Origin of the sequence: Thalassotalea eurytherma (genome assembly GCF_030161415.1) — a bacterium.
Taxonomy (GTDB): domain Bacteria; phylum Pseudomonadota; class Gammaproteobacteria; order Enterobacterales; family Alteromonadaceae; genus Thalassotalea_G; species Thalassotalea_G eurytherma.
The window spans coordinates 249,463-266,385 of sequence record NZ_BSSU01000003.1 but is presented as its reverse complement, the minus strand read 5'-3'; the positions used below and the strand labels follow the sequence as shown (position 1 = coordinate 266,385).

Sequence of the window (16,923 nt, the reverse complement as noted above, 5' to 3'; positions counted from 1 at the left end):
TGTTAGCCAGTAAATAGATGATACTTTGGTTTTATTTTGATAAACGTGTATCGAAAAAGCTAACTCTTTGGTAGAATTGCGGCAATTTTTTTTATAGGTATTTACACATGAAAGTCATTGAAGGTTCATTTGTTGCTTCAGGCAAAAAATTTGCAATCGTTGTTTCACGCTTTAACAGCTTTATCGTAGAAAGCTTACTTGAAGGTGCTGTAGATGCATTAAAACGTCACGGTAATGTATCTGAAGATGATATCACTATTATTCGTGTTCCTGGTGCATATGAACTTCCTGTAGCAGCTAAGCGTATTGCACAAAAAGGCGATTACGACGCTATTATTGCAATTGGCGCAGTAATTCGCGGTGGTACCCCTCATTTCGATTTTGTTGCAGGTGAATGCAACAAAGGTTTAGCGCAAGTAGCTATGGAATATACAACACCAGTAGCATTTGGTGTTATTACAACTGATTCTATTGAACAAGCGATTGAGCGTGCTGGTACGAAAGCCGGAAATAAAGGTGGCGAAGCTGCCCTTAGCGCGTTAGAAATGGTTAACGTTTTAGATCAACTTTAAGCAGGGATTATTTGTGAAACCATCTGCAAGAAGAAAAGCCCGTGAATTTGCAACTCAAGCAATTTATTCATGGCAAATTAGTGGCAACGATGTCAGCGATATTGAAGCCCACTTTTTAACGGAAAACACGAAGCGCCGATTTGATATTGAATACTTTCAGTCGCTTTTTCGTGGCGTAACGACATCAGTTGCTGAATTAGATTTAGCGATTGAACCACACGTTGATCGTCCACTTGATGAAATTGACCAAGTGGAAAAAGCGATTTTACGTTTAGCTATTTACGAATTGAGTCATAATCAAGACGTCCCGTATAAAGTGGTTATCAATGAAGCGATAGAGCTAGGAAAAGCTTTTGGTGCTGACGATAGTCACAAATTTATCAATGGTGTTCTTGATAAAGCGGTTAAACTTATTCGCCCACAAGAGTAACAAGGTCGATGAAAGAGTTTGAATTAATCAAACGCTACTTTACAGACCAAGTAGTTAAGCGAAAAGAAGTGACATTAGGGATAGGTGACGACTGCGCACTTATCTCACCGCCACAAAACCAAGAAATTGCAATCACCACTGATACGCTTGTTAGTGGTGTTCATTTCCCACAAAACACTCCTCCTAGAGCCATTGGGCATAAAGCTGTTGCAGTCAATCTATCTGATTTAGCCGCAATGGGTGCAGAGCCTAGTTGGATCTCAATTGCCATAACGTTACCTAAAATTGATGAAACTTGGGTTAATGAATTCTGCCAAGGCGTTTTTGAATTATGTGAATATTTCAATGTTCAGCTTATTGGTGGAGATACAACACAAGGCCCATTGAGTATTACGGTAACTGCGCAAGGCCTCTGTCCAGAAGGCACAGCATTAAAACGCAGTGGTGCAACACCTGGTCAATGGATTTACGTGACCGGTGAAATTGGCGACGCAGCGTTGGCGTTAAAACACATAAACAATGAAGTGCTAGTTGAACCGGCATTTCGTGAAAGTGTGATTGAACGTTTAGATTACCCAAAACCGCGTGTGCTTGCCGGCCAAACGATTCGTTTGTATGCTTCGGCAGCGATTGACATCTCCGACGGGTTGATTGCAGATTTAACGCATATCTGTTTGCATTCGCAAGTTGGCGCCAATATCGTATTAGATAACTTGCCTTTATCTAAAGGAATGATTGCCACAATGGGCGATCACGCTGCGGAATTAGCACTCAATGGTGGTGACGACTATGAGCTACTGTTTGTTGTTGATGAAGCAAATAAAGTAGGAATGGAAACCGCATTAAGCCAACTGGGTATTGCGTTTAGTTGCATTGGCCAAACAAATAATAGTAATAAAATTACCACAACATTAAATGATCAAGCCGTAAATATTAATACTGCTGGCTTTGAACATTTTAGTGAATAAAAAGGACTGAATGATGACAGCAAAATTTAAGTTGAGCGATCCAGTTCAGTTTTTAGCCCTAGGATTTGGCAGTGGTTTAGCACCTAAGGCACCGGGGACCTTTGGCACGCTAGCAGCTATTCCATTATTTCTTATCTTTGTAAACTTACCTCTTACTCAATATTTGGCTGTTTTATCTGTTATGGCACTGTTTGGCGTGCATATATGTGGGTATACCGCTAAAGCGATTGGTGTTGATGATCACCCCGCTATTGTGTGGGATGAAATTGTTGGGTTTATGATCACCATGATTATGATCCCTGTTAGCGCGACCACAATAATTACCGGTTTTATACTCTTTCGTTTTTTCGATATTGTAAAACCTTGGCCTATTTCAGCCGTTGATAAGAAGCTACATAGTGGGCTAGGTATTATGCTCGATGACATGATAGCGGGCTTCATGGCGTTAATTGTGATGCAGTTAATATTTGTTGTTAATTGGTAATACGGGACACGCAATAAACAAAATGCAGAGTATCACTACTCTGCTTTTTTTATGAGCGAGATACTGACCTTCGTCAGTATGACGCTTGGTAGTGCGCGAGAGCAACAATAGGCCTTTAAGTCATTTGCCCGAGAGTGCAAGTAGGTCATTACTGGTGTTTCAAGTCATTGCGGCGAAGGCCGCAATCTCAAGTTCCTGAATAAGGTATCTAATGATATTTTGGAGCAGGGAGATACTGACCTTCGTCAGTATGACGGTTGGTAGTGCAAGAGTGCATTAATAGATTACTACTGGTGTTTCAAGTCATTGTGGCGAAGGCCGCAGTCTCATGCTCCTAAATAAGCTATCAACTTGTATTTTGAAATAGGGAGATACTGACCTGCGTCAGTATGACGCATGGTAGTGCAAGAGTGCATTAATAGATTACTACTGGTGTTTCAAGTCATTGTGGCGAAGGCCGCAATCTCATTTTCTTATATAAGGTATCTAATGATATTTTGGAGCAGGGAGATACTGACCTTCGTCAGTATGACGGTCAAAAGTTTGATTTGATGGACGACAGAATAACGTGTCATTGCGGCGAAGGCCGCAATCTCATACTCCTATATAAGATATCTAACTGTATTTTAGAGCAGGGAGATACTGACCTGCGTCAGTATGACGCATGGTAGTGTCTGAGAGCGTGAATAGGTCATGTTAGGTGTTTAAGTCATTGCGGCGAAGGCCGCAATCTCAAACCCTTACACAATCAACTTAGTGCAATATACGCGCGCGAATTGTACCGTCAATAAGCTTTAATTTAGCTAAGGCTTTCTCACTGTTTTCCGTTTCTACATCGATTACAACGTAACCGATTTTATCGTCAGTTTGTAGGTATTGTGCTGCGATATTAACGTCATTTTCTGCGAAAATCGTATTAATTTGCGTGATGATTCCTGGGCGGTTTTCGTGAATATGAAGTAGTCGACTAGTTCCAGCGTGCTCTGGCAATGAAACTTCTGGGAAATTAACAGCGGAAAGCGTAGAGCCGTTATCAGAGTATTTCGCCATTTTACTGGCAACTTCAAGACCAATGTTTTCTTGCGCTTCTTTAGTAGAGCCGCCAACGTGTGGTGTAAGAATAACGTTGTCAAACGCACGTAATGGAGATATAAACTCTTCATCATTGCTTTTTGGCTCAACTGGAAATACATCGATAGCAGCGCCACCAACTTTCTTGCTCTCAACTGCGCTTGCAAGAGCGTCAATATCGACAACCGTGCCACGTGAAGCGTTAATGAAAATAACGCCGTCTTTCATGGCATCAAATTCGGCAATACTGATCATGTTTTGTGTTTGTATAGTTTCAGGAACGTGCAAACTTACGACATCAGCTTCTTTAAAAAGCTGAGTTAAACTGCTAGCTTGGCTTGCGTTACCCAGTGGTAACTTAGTTTCAATATCAAAAAAGCGAACTTTCATACCAATCGTTTCAGCTAAAATACCCAGTTGTGTACCGATATGGCCATAACCGATAATACCTAGTGTCTTACCACGCGCTTCAACACTGCCTGCTGCAGATTTGTTCCACACACCTCGATGTGCCTTAGCATTTTTTTCAGGAATACCACGAAGTAATAATAAAATTTCACCGAGTACCAGCTCCGCTACCGAACGGGTATTAGAAAATGGCGCGTTAAAGACCGGAATGCCACGAATTTGTGCTGCAGGCAGCTCAACTTGGTTTGTACCTATACAGAAACAACCAATGGCTACTAACCTATTTGCGTGCGCTAATACTTGCTCTGTTAACTGGGTGCGAGAACGAATACCAATAAAATGAACATCTTTGATTTTTTCAATCAATTCTTGATCACTTAACGATGTTTTTAAGTATTCGATATTGGTGTAGCCTTTTGACTTTAACTCTTCTACCGCACTTTGGTGAACGCCTTCAAGCAATAAGATTTTAATTTTATCTTTTGCTAATGATACTTTACTCATGATACGACTAATTTCTTATTTAGATGTCTAGAGTTCCAAACTAACATATAGTGTTAAAACTCTAAAGCAAAAAAATAGGGTCAGTGTAATATTTTTACACTGACCCTATATTGAAAATATTGAACAGATGTTTAAGCGATAACTTTAGCGCCGTCAGGTGTACCTAAAATCAATGTGTTAGCGCCACGACAAGCAAATAACCCATTAGTTACCACACCAACCAGTGCATTAATGTCAATTTCCATTTGCTTAGGATCTAGTATTTGTAAATTATGAATATCTAGAATGACATTGCCGTTATCGGTTACAACGCCTTCACGATACACAGGATCGCCACCTAATTTGACGAGTTCACGTGCCACATAGCTGCGAGCCATTGGAATAACTTCAACAGGCAACGGGAAGTTACCTAAAACACCCACTTGTTTAGAACTATCGGCAATACAGATAAACTCTTTTGCAACGGCAGCAACAATTTTTTCACGGGTAAGTGCTGCGCCACCACCTTTGATCATGGCAAAATGCTCAGTAATTTCATCTGCACCATCTACGTATACATCAAGGTTATCAACAGAGTTTAAATCAAACACTTCAATACCATGGGCTTCTAAACGCTTTGTAGAAGCATCTGAACTTGATACCGCGCCAACAATTTGGTTTTTCATTGTCGCCAACGCATCAATAAAATGGTTAACCGTAGAACCCGTACCAACACCGACAATAGTGTCTGGCTTTATGTATTCTAATGCTTTTAGTGCGGCTGCTTTTTTCATGTCGTCTTGAGTCATGGGTGATCCTAACGCAGTATTTTGAGGGTGAAATAATTGTGATGCATTATATAGTGGCTAAGAATTATTCTCGACTGAATTTTTCAGGAGATACTGACCTTCGTCAGTATGACGGTGATGTTCTGCTGCCCTGTAGCAGCAAAATTGGTCATTGTGGCTTAGACCCTTTGTAAGAGTCATTGTGGCGAAGGCCGCAATCTAGGCATGTAACGTTTTCAAATTCTTTAGATGAACTACATTGAAAGATTACAGAGATACCAACCTTCGTCAGTATGACGCTCATGATTGAGTCATTGTGGCGAAGGCCGCAATCTAGGTAGGTAACGTTTCAAATTCTGCCGGTGAACTACATTTAAAGACTGCAGAGATACTGACCTTCGTCAGTATGACGGATTTTCTGATTCCCTGCAGCACTAGGATGATTCATTGTGGCTTAATTTCTTTTTATGAGTCATTGTGGCGTAGGCCGCAATCTAGGCAGGTAACGTTTTTGAATTCTTTAGATGAACTACTTTGAGCAACTACAGAGATACTGACCTTCGTCAGTATGACGGATTTTCTGTTGCCGTCTAGCAGTTTACTAGGTCATTGTTACTTAAATTTTTTTTGTGGGTCATTGTGGCTCAAATTGTTTTTTACTGAGTCATTGTGGCGAAGGCCACAATCTCATTCTATAGTTGGAGCAAACAATAGTTGAAAAGGACTTCACTATGAAACAGCCAGCAATCTATATTCTATCGAATAAGTCTAATTCCGTCCTCTATATCGGCGTAACGAGTAACTTAGTCCAGCGAGTTTTTGAACATAAAAACAAAATGCTAGAAGGGTTCACTAAAAAATATAACGCCACAAAGCTCGTTTATTTTGAGCAATATGAAGATATGTACGACGCTATTTTGAGAGAGAAAAGGTTAAAACAATGGAAAAGGGCATGGAAAGAAAATCTGATTAATGAAAGCAACCCAAACTGGATTGACCTTTATGATGATATAACTTAACGAAAAACTTATGGTTAGCAGAGATACTGACCTTCGTCAGCATGACGGGGGGCTGATTACCCGTAGTAGTTTATTGAGTCATTGTGGCGAAGGCCGCAATCTAGGGATGTATTTCTTGAGGTGTTTTATCAAGTGAATTTTAAGATACTGACCTTTGTCAGTATGACGGTGATGTTTTTTTCTCTGAAGCAGTTTTGTGAGTCATTGTGGCGCAGGCCGCAATCTAGGGATGTATTTCTTGAGGTGTTTTATCAAATGAATTTTAAGATACTGACCTTCGTCAGTATGACGGTGATGTTTTTTTCTCTGAAGCAGTTTTGTGAGTCAATGTGGCGCAGGCCGCAATCTAGGTTTGTATTTTTTGAGGTGTTTTATCAAGTGAATTTTAAGGTACTGACCTTCGTCAGTATGACGGTGATGTTTTTTTCTCTGAAGCAGTTTTGTGAGTCATTGTGGCGTAGGCCGCAATCTATGGATGTATTTTTAGATATTTTACAAATGAATTTTAAGATACTGACCTTCGTCAGTATGACGGGAAGTTTTGTTGCCCTGTAGTTGTTTATTGAGTCATTGTGGCGTAGGCCGCAATCTGGGAAAGAAATGTTTCAAATTATATAGATTAATTACATTAAGTGACTAAAGAGGTTAACTGAGATACTGACCTTCGTCAGTATGACGGGTGACTGTTTCCCCTTTAGCAGTTAATGATCTTTGTTGGGGTCATGATCATTGACAATGGCATATCCCATGGCTCTACTGGCACAGAATCAACTTGCTGACAATCATGAGCTAAGCCAATGACTTTGGTTTTTGATTGTTGAAGTTGGCTCAACGTTCTATCGTAGAATCCTCCACCCATACCCATGCGATTCCCTTGGCTATCAAAGGCCACCAACGGAGTGCATAAAACCGACAGGTTTTGTGGGCAAATAGTCGATTGACTATTGAGCTTTGGCTCACTGATACCAAAGCGATTTAATACCATTTTTGTTGTTGGCGTGTATTGTTGAAACAGTAAATGGTGACGGCTAAAGGGGTGTATTACGGGTAAATATACGTCGATATTTTGCTGCCAGCAGTGGTTGATGAGTTTTAAGGTGTCAAGCTCACCATCGTTAGCGAGGTAAATGGCAATAGATTCAGGCTTATCACTTGCGAATAGCTTTATAAATTGATTTTTTAAGCTTTCCTGAGCGCTTGCTTGAGTTAACGCTGATAATGCTTGTCTTCGGCCTCGAATGAGTTGGCGTAGTTGTTTTCGCTGCACTAACTTATCTGATGTTTCCATAGTGTTTTGCGTAATAAATTTTCTCTATCATAAATAAAAAATGGGGTCAGAGTAAAATTACTCTGACCCCATTTTAAAATAAACTAGCTAAAAAGCTTTTTGTTTATTTAGTGTGTTTTTCTGGCATACCTTCGTGCGTACCAACAACTGACAATTCTTCTTCAAGTTTAGAATCCATGTCTTGTGGTTTAGTATCTTCAGCACCATGCATCCAATCAACTAGCTTACCGCTGACTAACCAAAGGATAATACCGGCTACGAAAGCCATGATAGCTACACCTAAGAATGCTTGGAATGGACCAACGTCACCAACCATTTGGCCTACAGCTGCAGCTGCGTAGTTACCTACACCTGAGAAGAAGAACCACATACCCATTAATAACGATGTGTACTTCAGTGGTGCTAACTTAGTTACCAATGAAAGACCAATTGGTGATAAACATAACTCACCCATGGTGTGGAACATATAGGCTAATACTAACCATATGATACTTGCTTTCGCTGTTTCACTGTCACCAATTTGTAGGGCAGCCATTACCATTGAGATAAAGCCAAGGCCTAAGAAGAACATACCCATCGCGAATTTCTTCGGAGAGTTAGGCTCTGCCGCACCCATTTTTAACCACATTGCAGCAAACATTGGCGCAAATAAGATAACAAAAATAGGGTTTACTGATTGTAACCAAGAAGCTGGAATCTCAAAGCCCATGACAACTAAGTCTGTTTTTTGCTTAGCGAAAAGGTTCATAGAACCAGCCGCTTGTTCAAAACCTAACCAGAAGATAATTGTGAAGAAAGACATGATAAGAATAACTTTTACACGGTCACGCTCTTCAGATGTTAAAGGTGCATTTGAAACTGCGCCGTTATCATTAGTTTTCTTAGCAGCAGGCTCAACACCAACGTTGCCTAAGTATTTTTTAGACATTGCAATTTGAAGAATTACACCTAAAAGCATACCAACACCAGCTACTAAGAAACCGTATTGATAGTTAACTTTTTCACCGATTGTACCAACAACGAAATAACCTAAAATAGAACCTAAGTTAATACCCATATAGAAAATGGTAAATGCAGCATCGCGGCGTTTATCGCCTTCTTCATATAAGTCACCAACCATGGTTGAAATGTTTGGTTTGAAGAAACCGTTACCCATGATCAATAGGAATAAGCCTAAGTATAGGAATTCGATTTCAAGACCTGGGATAAACTGATGTGGAGTACCAAGTGCGAATTGACCAAGCATCATTAGTAGACCACCAATGATAATGGCTTTACGTTGTCCCCAATGATTATCGGCGACCCAGCCACCAAGTACAGGTGTTACATACACCCAGAATGCATAGATACCTAAAATGCCTAGTGCATTTTTATTAAGTGCTTTGGTTAATTGTTCTTGTGCGTCTATAGCTGTAGGGTCAATGCCAAAGTAGGCCATGTCCCAGCCAAAACTACTTGCAAACGCAACTAGATAAAGAACGAAAATACCACGCATACCGTAGTAACTCATTCGTTCCCACATTTCTGTACCAAATAATAGGAAGAGTCCTTTCGGGTGACCAAGCATGGTTCCCGTCGCAGGTTTGTTCATGTAATTATCCTTTCCGGTATTATTAAATTGTATTTAAAAATTTTTTACAGACCGAGTTATACCTGTGCAACCAGTTAAAGGCAAGAGAATTGCTGTCAGCTAATGTAAATGCGTGTCTAACTGTCTGTAAATTAAACAGTGCATCGATTACCTAAGTAAAGCTAGTTTATCGTCCTCTTTACTGGTGATTTAGCTTTTATTCTGTTGCAAAACTGTAAATTACTAGGTTTAATATTTGAAATTATTAGCCCTTTCACCTCACCAAGGAATTTACTCTGTAATGAGCAAAACAATAAACGATTTGAAAATTGGCGTTATCGGATTAGGTTATGTTGGATTACCGTTAGCGGTAGAGTTTGGTAAAAAATATTCCACAATCGGTTTCGACATCAATAGTAAACGCGTTGATGATTTGAAAGCTGGCGAAGATTTCACTTTAGAGGTATCTAAAGAAGAACTTGCTGAATCACCACACATTCAATATTCCTGCAATGTTGAAGACTTAGCGTCATGCAATTTTTATATTGTTACGGTGCCAACACCAATAGACGAGCATAAACAACCTGATTTAACTCCGTTAATTAAAGCAAGTCAAATGCTCGGCAAAGTAGTGACAAAAGGTGATGTTATTGTTTATGAATCTACCGTTTACCCTGGTGCAACGGAAGAGGCTTGTTTGCCTGAAGTTGAGAAGGTTTCTGGTCTTACATTTAATACTGATTTTTATGCTGGCTATAGCCCTGAACGGATTAACCCAGGTGATAAAGAGCACAGAGTGACCAATATATTGAAAGTGACCTCTGGTTCTACGGATGAAATCGCTGAATTTATTGATTCTGTTTATGCGTCAATTATTACTGCAGGAACATACAAAGCTTCATCAATCAAAGTCGCTGAAGCAGCAAAGGTTATCGAAAACACACAACGTGATTTAAATATAGCCTTAGTCAATGAGTTGGCGGTTATTTTTAACAAGTTAGGCATTGATACAGAAGAAGTTTTAAAAGCTGCTGGAACCAAATGGAACTTTTTGCCATTTCGTCCAGGCCTAGTAGGGGGACATTGTATAGGTGTAGACCCATATTATTTGACTCATAAAGCACAGGCCAATGGGTATAACCCTGAAGTCATTCTAGCGGGCCGACGCATTAATGATGGCATGGGGCAATACGTTGTTAGCCAACTTACCAAAGCTATGATTAAAAAACGTATACAAGTACACGGCGCTAATGTTTTAGTTCTAGGATTAACGTTTAAAGAAAATTGCCCTGATGTGCGTAACACTAAAGTTGTAGATATATTATCAGAGCTGGCAGACTACGATATTAATGCTCATGTTTATGATCCTTGGGTTAATCCTGAAGAAGCAATGCATGAATATGGTGTTGAGTTAATCGAACAGCCTAAAAAGAATACATATGATGCCGTTATTTTTGCTGTAGCTCATAACGAATTTAAAGTGATGAGTACAAGTGAAATTAAATCATTAATGAAATCTGAGCACATCATTTATGATTTAAAATATATGGTTGATCAGGAAGTGTCCGATTTAAGGTTATAGTTACATTAGGTCGTATAAACGTTTTGATAAATTAATATTTTCAAAACGTTAAGGAATAAATCATGTACTCATAAAGTTCATGCTTTTTTTTGTTAAAATGGTGTTAATAGTGTTTTCGGCGTAAATGTTCTAATTATTGCATAATTGGTTGACCAAAAGCCTATAAACCCTTTACACTTCACATCATTAAAGGGGTTAGAGTAAATAGTTTACTTTAATACCAATTTATAAAATTATTTAAAGAACTTCTAATGACCCGATACGAAGAAGTAAAAACGCAGCTACTTAACAAACAGTATACATGGCTAGTTACCGGTTGCGCTGGCTTTATTGGCTCAAATTTGATTGAGCACCTTTTAAAATTGAATCAAAAAGTTGTCGGTTTAGATAATTTTTCCACGGGTTATCAGAAAAACTTAGATGAAGTCAAAACCCAAGTTAGCGAAGAACAATGGTCTTTGTTTACTTTTCATGAAGGCGATATTCGTGAATTGTCTGATTGTGAACACGCGCTTACTGGTGTTGATTATGTATTACATCAAGCTGCGTTAGGCAGTGTACCTCGTTCAATTGCAGACCCAATAACCTCAAACGCTTCAAACGTGACGGGTTTCCTAAATATGCTCACAGCAAGTAAAGAAGCAAAGGTTAGTACGTTTGTTTACGCTGCTTCTAGTTCAACCTATGGTGATCACCCAGCGCTACCTAAAGTTGAAGATAACATTGGTAAACCTTTATCTCCGTACGCAGTGACTAAATATGTAAATGAGCTATACGCTGATGTATTTGGCAAAACATACGGCTTAAAGTCTGTGGGCTTACGCTATTTTAATGTGTTTGGTAAGCGACAAGATCCTGATGGCGCATATGCGGCTGTTATCCCTAAATGGACGGCAGCGATGATAAAAAATGAAGACTTATTTATTAATGGTGATGGTGAAACAAGCCGTGATTTTTGTTTCGTCGAAAATGCCGTGCAAGCTAATATATTAGCGGCAATGGCGCCTGATGAATCTAAAAATAATGTTTTCAATGTAGCGGTTGGCGATAGAACGACCCTAAACGAGCTATTTTCAAGTATCCAATCAGCTTTAAATGAAAATGATATTAGCTACACTAAAGAAGCTATTTATCGAGAATTTAGGGCAGGTGATGTCCGTCATTCTCAGGCTGATACGTCAAAAGCTCAGTCTTTATTGGGCTATGAGCCGGAATATCGCATTTTAGATGGCATATCTAAAGCAATGCCTTGGTACGTTGATAAATTAAATATTAGTTAATAGCAGGCCTGTAATTTCTGATGTTTTTGTGTTTTGTTGTAGGTTTGTAACAAAATTACGATAAATGTCGTTAACCTGTTCAAGTGGTTAGGAAATCAAGCTATAATAACCACAGATTTAAAATGTATTGTGATGAATCACAAAAAAGCTTAGTCAAAGGGAGTTTGAAGTTTTGGCTTATAATATACTGGGCTGTTTATTTAGTATTGTGTTGATTGTGGAGAAGTCTCTCACATTGAAAGCTTATTTAACCCAAGAGAGAAATCATTAAGATGGATTTTGCACAATTTATTCCTCTTGTATTAACGTCATTCGTTTGTGCGTTCGCATCGCTAAAAATCATGGAGCCTTTGGCTCACGGGTTTGGTCTAGTCGATAAACCCTGTTCTCGAAAAAATCACAGTGGTCATATTCCGTTAATTGGTGGTTTGTCTATTTATGTCGCTGTACTGATTTGCTCTTCTATTTGGTTAGCCGACTCTAAAAACCTTCAACTTTATTTAATTGCATCTACGTTAACTGTGTTTATTGGCATGGTTGATGATAAATATGATTTAAGTGTTCGTGTGCGAATATTTGGCCAAGTCATTGTTGCTAGTATTATCGTTAATGGCGCGAATATTAGTATTTCACAACTAGGTGATTTGTTTGGCTGGGGCGCAATTGATTTAGGTGTACTCGGCATATTGTTTACTTATCTATCGATTATGGTGCTAATGAACGCATTTAATATGATCGATGGTCTTGATGGTTTATTAGGTTTACTGTCAATTAACACCTTCGGCTCTATTGCTGTACTTTTCTTAGCAAGTGGGCAACTTGAATATTTAGCGTTTCCACTAATTGTACTTGTTGCGGTATTACCCTATTTAGCTTTCAATATGAGGTTGCTAAAAACCAAAGCGAATAAAGTGTACATGGGCGATGCAGGCAGTATGTTCATTGGTTTAACAATTATTGTATTACTTTCTATTGGTACGCAAGGTGAAAGCGCTTCATTTAAGCCAGTTGTAGCGCTGTGGTTAGTGGCTGTGCCATTAATGGATATGTTAGCCATAATTATTCGTCGAATTAAAAAAGGTAATTCGCCATTTAAACCTGATCGCGATCATTTACACCATATTCTACTTAAATATGGCATGTCTCAAAAACAAACCTTATTTTGCATTACGCTGCTTTCTGTGTCACTTTCTTCTATTGGTATACTTGGCCAATTGAATAACTGGTCTGAATCATTATTGCTATGGGCTTTTGTTTTATTGTTCATCGTATATAGTAGAGTGTTAAAATACGTAAGTTTAAAAGTTAACGCTAAGGTATAGTGTAAACACGAAGCCTTAGCGTTACTCAACGATAAGAATTAATCGTAGAAATGCAAAAAATAAAAATATTTTTAACGGCATGCACTGCTTTAGTTGTAAGTGCGTGTTCGAATAACCCACCAATTGTGACTTCATCTTTACCACTCGTTAAAGAAGTCGAAAATACGTCGAGTTTATTACCTCAAGCCTATTGGCAAAAGTTAGATGCTATTCAAATAAACGACAGCTTTATCGTTAATAACAACGTGGTAATTGCAGAAGCTCGTTATAACTCTGCGTTAGGTGAAGAGTGTATTCGATTGAGTGTTGATAGCAATAAGCGAATTGTATGTAAAGCAGATGCTCAAGGCTGGAAAATTGTACCTAACATTGTTATTGATGAGTCAAACGTGGAATTATTTAACTAATGAATACGATGCTAAAAAGAACATGTGCAGGCTTTCTTTCATTTTTACTGATCACACAATCATCAGCACAAAGCGTTGAAGAGCTAATTCAACAACAAGCCCAACAACAAAATTCAAATGTGCCAAGCGCAGCAGTACCTAATACCCAAATATTCCAATCTACTGATCCAAACGTTATTGGCAATCAGGAGCCGACAGGCTTGCCGTCACAAGGGCAATACAATACAACGACACGCCAAGGCATATTATTACCCGGTGAAGCAAATATAAGAGATCTGTTGCCAGAAGTTGATAATAAATTGTCACCTCCTTATGGTGCGAATATTTTTGCTGGTGGATATGAAACAGAGCGCGCTGATGGGTTAAATGACAATTACTTAATTGCAGCAGGCGATAAAATATCCATTTGGATGTGGGGCGCAGTAACGTTTAATAATGTTGTTACTGTTGATAACCAAGGTAATGTTTTTATTCCTAATATTGGGCCAATTAACGTACTTAATGTACCTGCTAGCCAAGTTAATAGCTTAGTTGCTTCAAAAATTAAGGCTATTTATAAAAAGAACGTTGAGGTTTACGTTAACCTGTTAACTGCTACGCCTGTTTCTGTTTTTATTACAGGCTCAGTAATTCGCCCTGGTCAATATGCAGGTATGGCGTCAGATAGTATTTTGTACTTTTTAAAACGCGCAGGTGGCATTGACTCTGATCGAGGTAGTTACCGTGAAATTAATATTTTAAGAAATGGTGAATTAGTTAATACCTTTGACCTTTATAGCTTTATCCGCTTTGGTAAGTTGCCAAACATAAGTTTTAAAGACCAAGATGTTATATTCGTGTTAGATCAAAAATCAGTGATTAATGTTACGGGTAAAGTTAGAAACCCATTTCGTTTTGAATTTGGCGAAAAAGAGATAACAGGACAAGATTTAATAGAATTTGCAAAGCCATTAACACAAACCAGTCATGTTGCCGTGATGGGTAAAAGAAATGGCAACCCATTTTCTGTTTATTTACCGCTTGTCGACTTTAAAAATTACCAATTAGAAGATGGCGATAAACTCTATTTTAATGATGATTTACATGCTCAAATCTATGACATTGAAATTATGGGGAGCTACTTAGGGCCGTCATACTTCGCCGTTAAAAAGAATACTAAACTTCATGATTTATTGAGCTACGTGCAAGTAGATGAATACTTAGCTGACTTTTCATCTGTTTATATTTTACGTGAAAGCGTAAAGTTAGAGCAAAAAGACATTTTAGATAAATCACTAGATAGATTAGAGCGCTCTGTTTATTTTGCACCAACAGGCTCTACTGGTGAAGCATCGATCCGGTCTCAAGAAGCAAAGTTAGTGTCTGAATTTGTTGAAAGAGCTCGCCAAATTGAGCCATTAGGCCGAGTGATAGTAGCTGATGGCGGTAACATTGCGAATATTGCGTTAGAGCAAGGCGATAAAATTGTAATTCCAGCTAAGACGGATTTAATTCAAATTGGTGGCGAAGTGTTAATGCCACAAGCTGTTGTTTATAACAAAGATGCAAGCATTGAAGACTATATCGCTTGGGCAGGGGGCTATTCAGACCGTGCTGATTACGAAAAATTAGTGATAATTCATGCCAACGGTTTGTCTGAATTTGTAGATGCGCAAGATAATTGGTTTGGTGAAGAAGGTAGTACCAAACTTGTACCTGGTGATAAAGTGATTGTATTACCTAAAATTGAAACTAAAACAATGCAAACTGTTAAAGATATCACGCAAATACTTTACCAAATTGCTGTAACAGCCAACGCGATAAACTAATGGCAGTAGCACAAAAACGTAGTACGCTCGTATTATGGAAAGACGTAATTTTTGCACTGTGGATTAGGCAATTACGTAGTAAGTTTACCGACAAGTTTGGTGTTAGCTGGTTAGTAGTACAGCCTGTGATTTTTATTTTAGCGTTGTCATTTATACGAGGAAGAATCTCTGGTGACGATGTTAGCGGCATCCCGATGTTTGTGTTTATGTTATTGGGGTTTTTACCCGTCATACAATTTATGCAGGCTTGGGGGACTGTTGCTCGAAGTATTAAACAAGACAAACCTCTCTATGCTTTTAGACAAGTTATGCCTATGGCTTCTTTTGTAACAGCGTCTATAATCGAATGTCTGTCTAACATTATAGTACTAATTATTCTTTGTATTATTGCTATTATGTTCTTAGGGATTGAAATTTTTCCAGAAGATCCAATCGGCATTATGTTGTATTTGTTAGAAATTCAACTTGTAGCCTATTTTTTAGGCATTGTTACTGGCTTAGGTGCATTGTTTATTGAGGAAATCAGTAAAGTAGAGCAATTACTACAGCGTCCTATGTTATTTATTTCTGGGGCGTTTTTCACCTTATCTGATTTTCCGGAAGAAGTCTGGCCATATTTATCTTGGAACCCTGTATTGCAGGCTGTTGAATTATCGCGCCATGCATATAGTAATGACTTTTATCTGGTTTCCGCTATTAGCCCTACATATTTGCACACATGCGTATTGTTTTTGATGTTTATTGCTTTTTCTCTGTATATCGTATTATGGAAAAAAGGAATAAGTCGATGATTCAAATTCAAAACTTAACTAAAAGCTACCCGTCTTCCCTTGGCGAGCAGTATGTTTTTAATAATTTAAATTTTGATATACCTAGTGATCATAATATTGCTTTATTAGGTAAAAATGGAGCGGGTAAATCAACATTATTTAGGTTAATAGCGGGCAGCGAATATCCCAACAAAGGAAAGATTAAATCGAATAAAACGTTGTCGTGGCCAGTTTCCTTGTCAACGGGTATTCACCCTCAGATGACTGGGCGAGAAAATGTTCGTTTTATTGGGCGCATTAATGGAGTAAATGATTTAGTTGAATATGAGTCAAGGGTTCAAAGGTTTGCCCAACTAGGAAAGAAATTCGATTTACCCGTCAAAAGCTATTCGTCGGGAATGCGATCTAAATTAGCCTTTGGTTGCTGTGTGGAAATTGATTTTGATATTTATTTAATCGATGAAGCAACATCTGTCGGTGATCAACAGTTTAGAAGAAAAGCGCGTCAAAAGTTAATTAATAAGAGCAAAGAAGCAAACGTTATTTTAGTTTCACATGAGTTAAGTGAGATAAGGCTATTTTGTGATAGTGCAATTATATTAGACGGTGGTACGTTGACTTTCTACAACGATTTAGAAGCCGCGCTTGCTATATATGAAGAGTTATAAGGTTT

The 16,923-nt window shown here is 38.5% G+C and carries 16 protein-coding genes; 12 read left to right on the top strand and 4 right to left on the bottom strand.

Annotated elements, in window-relative coordinates; all coding sequences use genetic code 11:
* The first annotated feature begins 107 nt into the window (after positions 1-107).
* The 4 genes from ribH to QQK02_RS03930 are packed head-to-tail and all read left to right on the top strand — an operon-like array spanning position 108 to position 2,454.
* The gene (gene ribH, locus QQK02_RS03945; RefSeq protein WP_284206644.1) at positions 108-572 is read left to right on the top strand and encodes a 6,7-dimethyl-8-ribityllumazine synthase; all 465 of its coding nucleotides are present in this window, start codon (positions 108-110) and stop codon (positions 570-572) included.
* A gap of 13 nt (positions 573-585) precedes the next feature.
* On the top strand, positions 586-1,002 hold the full coding sequence (gene nusB, locus QQK02_RS03940; RefSeq protein WP_284206643.1) for a transcription antitermination factor NusB: 417 nt from the start codon (positions 586-588) through the stop codon (positions 1,000-1,002).
* 8 nt (positions 1,003-1,010) lie between these two features.
* Positions 1,011-1,970 (top strand): thiamine-phosphate kinase, encoded by a 960-nt coding sequence (gene thiL, locus QQK02_RS03935; protein ID WP_284206642.1) that lies wholly within the window; start codon positions 1,011-1,013, stop codon positions 1,968-1,970.
* Positions 1,971-1,980: 10 nt separating this feature from the next.
* Positions 1,981-2,454, top strand: a complete 474-nt coding sequence (locus QQK02_RS03930) for a phosphatidylglycerophosphatase A family protein (protein WP_284206641.1) — start codon at positions 1,981-1,983, stop codon at positions 2,452-2,454.
* A gap of 753 nt (positions 2,455-3,207) precedes the next feature.
* Here the strand turns inward: QQK02_RS03930 and serA are convergent.
* Together serA and rpiA are read right to left on the bottom strand one after the other, a co-directional pair.
* Positions 3,208-4,437: a phosphoglycerate dehydrogenase gene (gene serA / locus QQK02_RS03925; protein WP_284206640.1), complete on the bottom strand. Its 1,230-nt coding sequence runs from the start codon at positions 4,435-4,437 to the stop codon at positions 3,208-3,210.
* A 131-nt stretch (positions 4,438-4,568) separates the two neighbouring features.
* Entirely contained in the window at positions 4,569-5,225 is a 657-nt protein-coding gene (gene rpiA / locus QQK02_RS03920) for a ribose-5-phosphate isomerase RpiA (RefSeq protein WP_284206639.1), read from the bottom strand.
* Positions 5,226-5,935: 710 nt separating this feature from the next.
* Between rpiA and QQK02_RS03915 the strand changes: the two genes are divergently transcribed.
* The gene (locus tag QQK02_RS03915; RefSeq protein WP_284206638.1) at positions 5,936-6,223 is read left to right on the top strand and encodes a GIY-YIG nuclease family protein; all 288 of its coding nucleotides are present in this window, start codon (positions 5,936-5,938) and stop codon (positions 6,221-6,223) included.
* 694 nt (positions 6,224-6,917) lie between these two features.
* On the opposite strand, the gene QQK02_RS03910 is transcribed toward QQK02_RS03915, so the two are convergent.
* Positions 6,918-7,511: a 5-formyltetrahydrofolate cyclo-ligase gene (locus QQK02_RS03910; protein ID WP_284206637.1), complete on the bottom strand. Its 594-nt coding sequence runs from the start codon at positions 7,509-7,511 to the stop codon at positions 6,918-6,920.
* A gap of 103 nt (positions 7,512-7,614) precedes the next feature.
* Positions 7,615-9,102 carry a peptide MFS transporter gene (locus QQK02_RS03905; RefSeq protein ID WP_284206636.1) on the bottom strand — a complete coding sequence of 496 codons (1,488 nt, stop codon included), beginning with the start codon at positions 9,100-9,102 and terminating at the stop codon, positions 7,615-7,617.
* A gap of 280 nt (positions 9,103-9,382) precedes the next feature.
* Here QQK02_RS03905 and tviB point away from each other — a divergent pair, with 280 nt between their 5' ends.
* The 7 genes from tviB (at position 9,383) to QQK02_RS03870 (ending at position 16,918) form a co-directional block, all read left to right on the top strand.
* Entirely contained in the window at positions 9,383-10,663 is a 1,281-nt protein-coding gene (gene tviB, locus QQK02_RS03900; protein WP_284206635.1) for a Vi polysaccharide biosynthesis UDP-N-acetylglucosamine C-6 dehydrogenase TviB, read from the top strand.
* A 251-nt stretch (positions 10,664-10,914) separates the two neighbouring features.
* Complete coding sequence (locus QQK02_RS03895) at positions 10,915-11,943, top strand: NAD-dependent epimerase/dehydratase family protein (protein WP_284206634.1); 1,029 nt, start codon at positions 10,915-10,917, stop codon at positions 11,941-11,943.
* Between the two features lie 272 nt (positions 11,944-12,215).
* Complete coding sequence (gene wecA / locus QQK02_RS03890; RefSeq protein WP_284206633.1) at positions 12,216-13,265, top strand: UDP-N-acetylglucosamine--undecaprenyl-phosphate N-acetylglucosaminephosphotransferase; 1,050 nt, start codon at positions 12,216-12,218, stop codon at positions 13,263-13,265.
* Positions 13,266-13,315: 50 nt separating this feature from the next.
* Complete coding sequence (locus tag QQK02_RS03885) at positions 13,316-13,672, top strand: hypothetical protein (RefSeq protein WP_284206632.1); 357 nt, start codon at positions 13,316-13,318, stop codon at positions 13,670-13,672.
* Between the two features lie 8 nt (positions 13,673-13,680).
* Entirely contained in the window at positions 13,681-15,480 is a 1,800-nt protein-coding gene (locus QQK02_RS03880) for a polysaccharide biosynthesis/export family protein (protein ID WP_284206631.1), read from the top strand.
* Positions 15,480-16,271, top strand: coding sequence for an ABC transporter permease (locus QQK02_RS03875; protein WP_284206630.1), 792 nt, complete (start codon positions 15,480-15,482; stop codon positions 16,269-16,271). The genes QQK02_RS03880 and QQK02_RS03875 overlap by 1 nt, the downstream gene beginning before the upstream one ends.
* A complete protein-coding gene (locus tag QQK02_RS03870; RefSeq protein WP_284206629.1) occupies positions 16,268-16,918 on the top strand; it encodes an ABC transporter ATP-binding protein in 651 nt (216 codons plus the stop codon). The genes QQK02_RS03875 and QQK02_RS03870 overlap by 4 nt, the downstream gene beginning before the upstream one ends.
* Positions 16,919-16,923 lie beyond the last annotated feature (5 nt).

What these genes read in the sequence shown, in the direction of transcription:
- ribH (WP_284206644.1), top strand. Translation starts at nt 108, where the DNA reads ATGAAAGTCATTGAAGGTTCATTTGTTGCTTCAGGCAAAAAATTTGCA.
- thiL (WP_284206642.1), top strand. Translation starts at nt 1,011, where the DNA reads ATGAAAGAGTTTGAATTAATCAAACGCTACTTTACAGACCAAGTAGTT.
- QQK02_RS03930 (WP_284206641.1), top strand. Translation starts at nt 1,981, where the DNA reads ATGATGACAGCAAAATTTAAGTTGAGCGATCCAGTTCAGTTTTTAGCC.
- serA (WP_284206640.1), bottom strand. Translation starts at nt 4,437, where the DNA reads ATGAGTAAAGTATCATTAGCAAAAGATAAAATTAAAATCTTATTGCTT.
- rpiA (WP_284206639.1), bottom strand. Translation starts at nt 5,225, where the DNA reads ATGACTCAAGACGACATGAAAAAAGCAGCCGCACTAAAAGCATTAGAA.
- QQK02_RS03915 (WP_284206638.1), top strand. Translation starts at nt 5,936, where the DNA reads ATGAAACAGCCAGCAATCTATATTCTATCGAATAAGTCTAATTCCGTC.
- QQK02_RS03910 (WP_284206637.1), bottom strand. Translation starts at nt 7,511, where the DNA reads ATGGAAACATCAGATAAGTTAGTGCAGCGAAAACAACTACGCCAACTC.
- QQK02_RS03905 (WP_284206636.1), bottom strand. Translation starts at nt 9,102, where the DNA reads ATGAACAAACCTGCGACGGGAACCATGCTTGGTCACCCGAAAGGACTC.
- tviB (WP_284206635.1), top strand. Translation starts at nt 9,383, where the DNA reads ATGAGCAAAACAATAAACGATTTGAAAATTGGCGTTATCGGATTAGGT.
- QQK02_RS03895 (WP_284206634.1), top strand. Translation starts at nt 10,915, where the DNA reads ATGACCCGATACGAAGAAGTAAAAACGCAGCTACTTAACAAACAGTAT.
- wecA (WP_284206633.1), top strand. Translation starts at nt 12,216, where the DNA reads ATGGATTTTGCACAATTTATTCCTCTTGTATTAACGTCATTCGTTTGT.
- QQK02_RS03885 (WP_284206632.1), top strand. Translation starts at nt 13,316, where the DNA reads ATGCAAAAAATAAAAATATTTTTAACGGCATGCACTGCTTTAGTTGTA.
- QQK02_RS03880 (WP_284206631.1), top strand. Translation starts at nt 13,681, where the DNA reads ATGCTAAAAAGAACATGTGCAGGCTTTCTTTCATTTTTACTGATCACA.
- QQK02_RS03875 (WP_284206630.1), top strand. Translation starts at nt 15,480, where the DNA reads ATGGCAGTAGCACAAAAACGTAGTACGCTCGTATTATGGAAAGACGTA.
- QQK02_RS03870 (WP_284206629.1), top strand. Translation starts at nt 16,268, where the DNA reads ATGATTCAAATTCAAAACTTAACTAAAAGCTACCCGTCTTCCCTTGGC.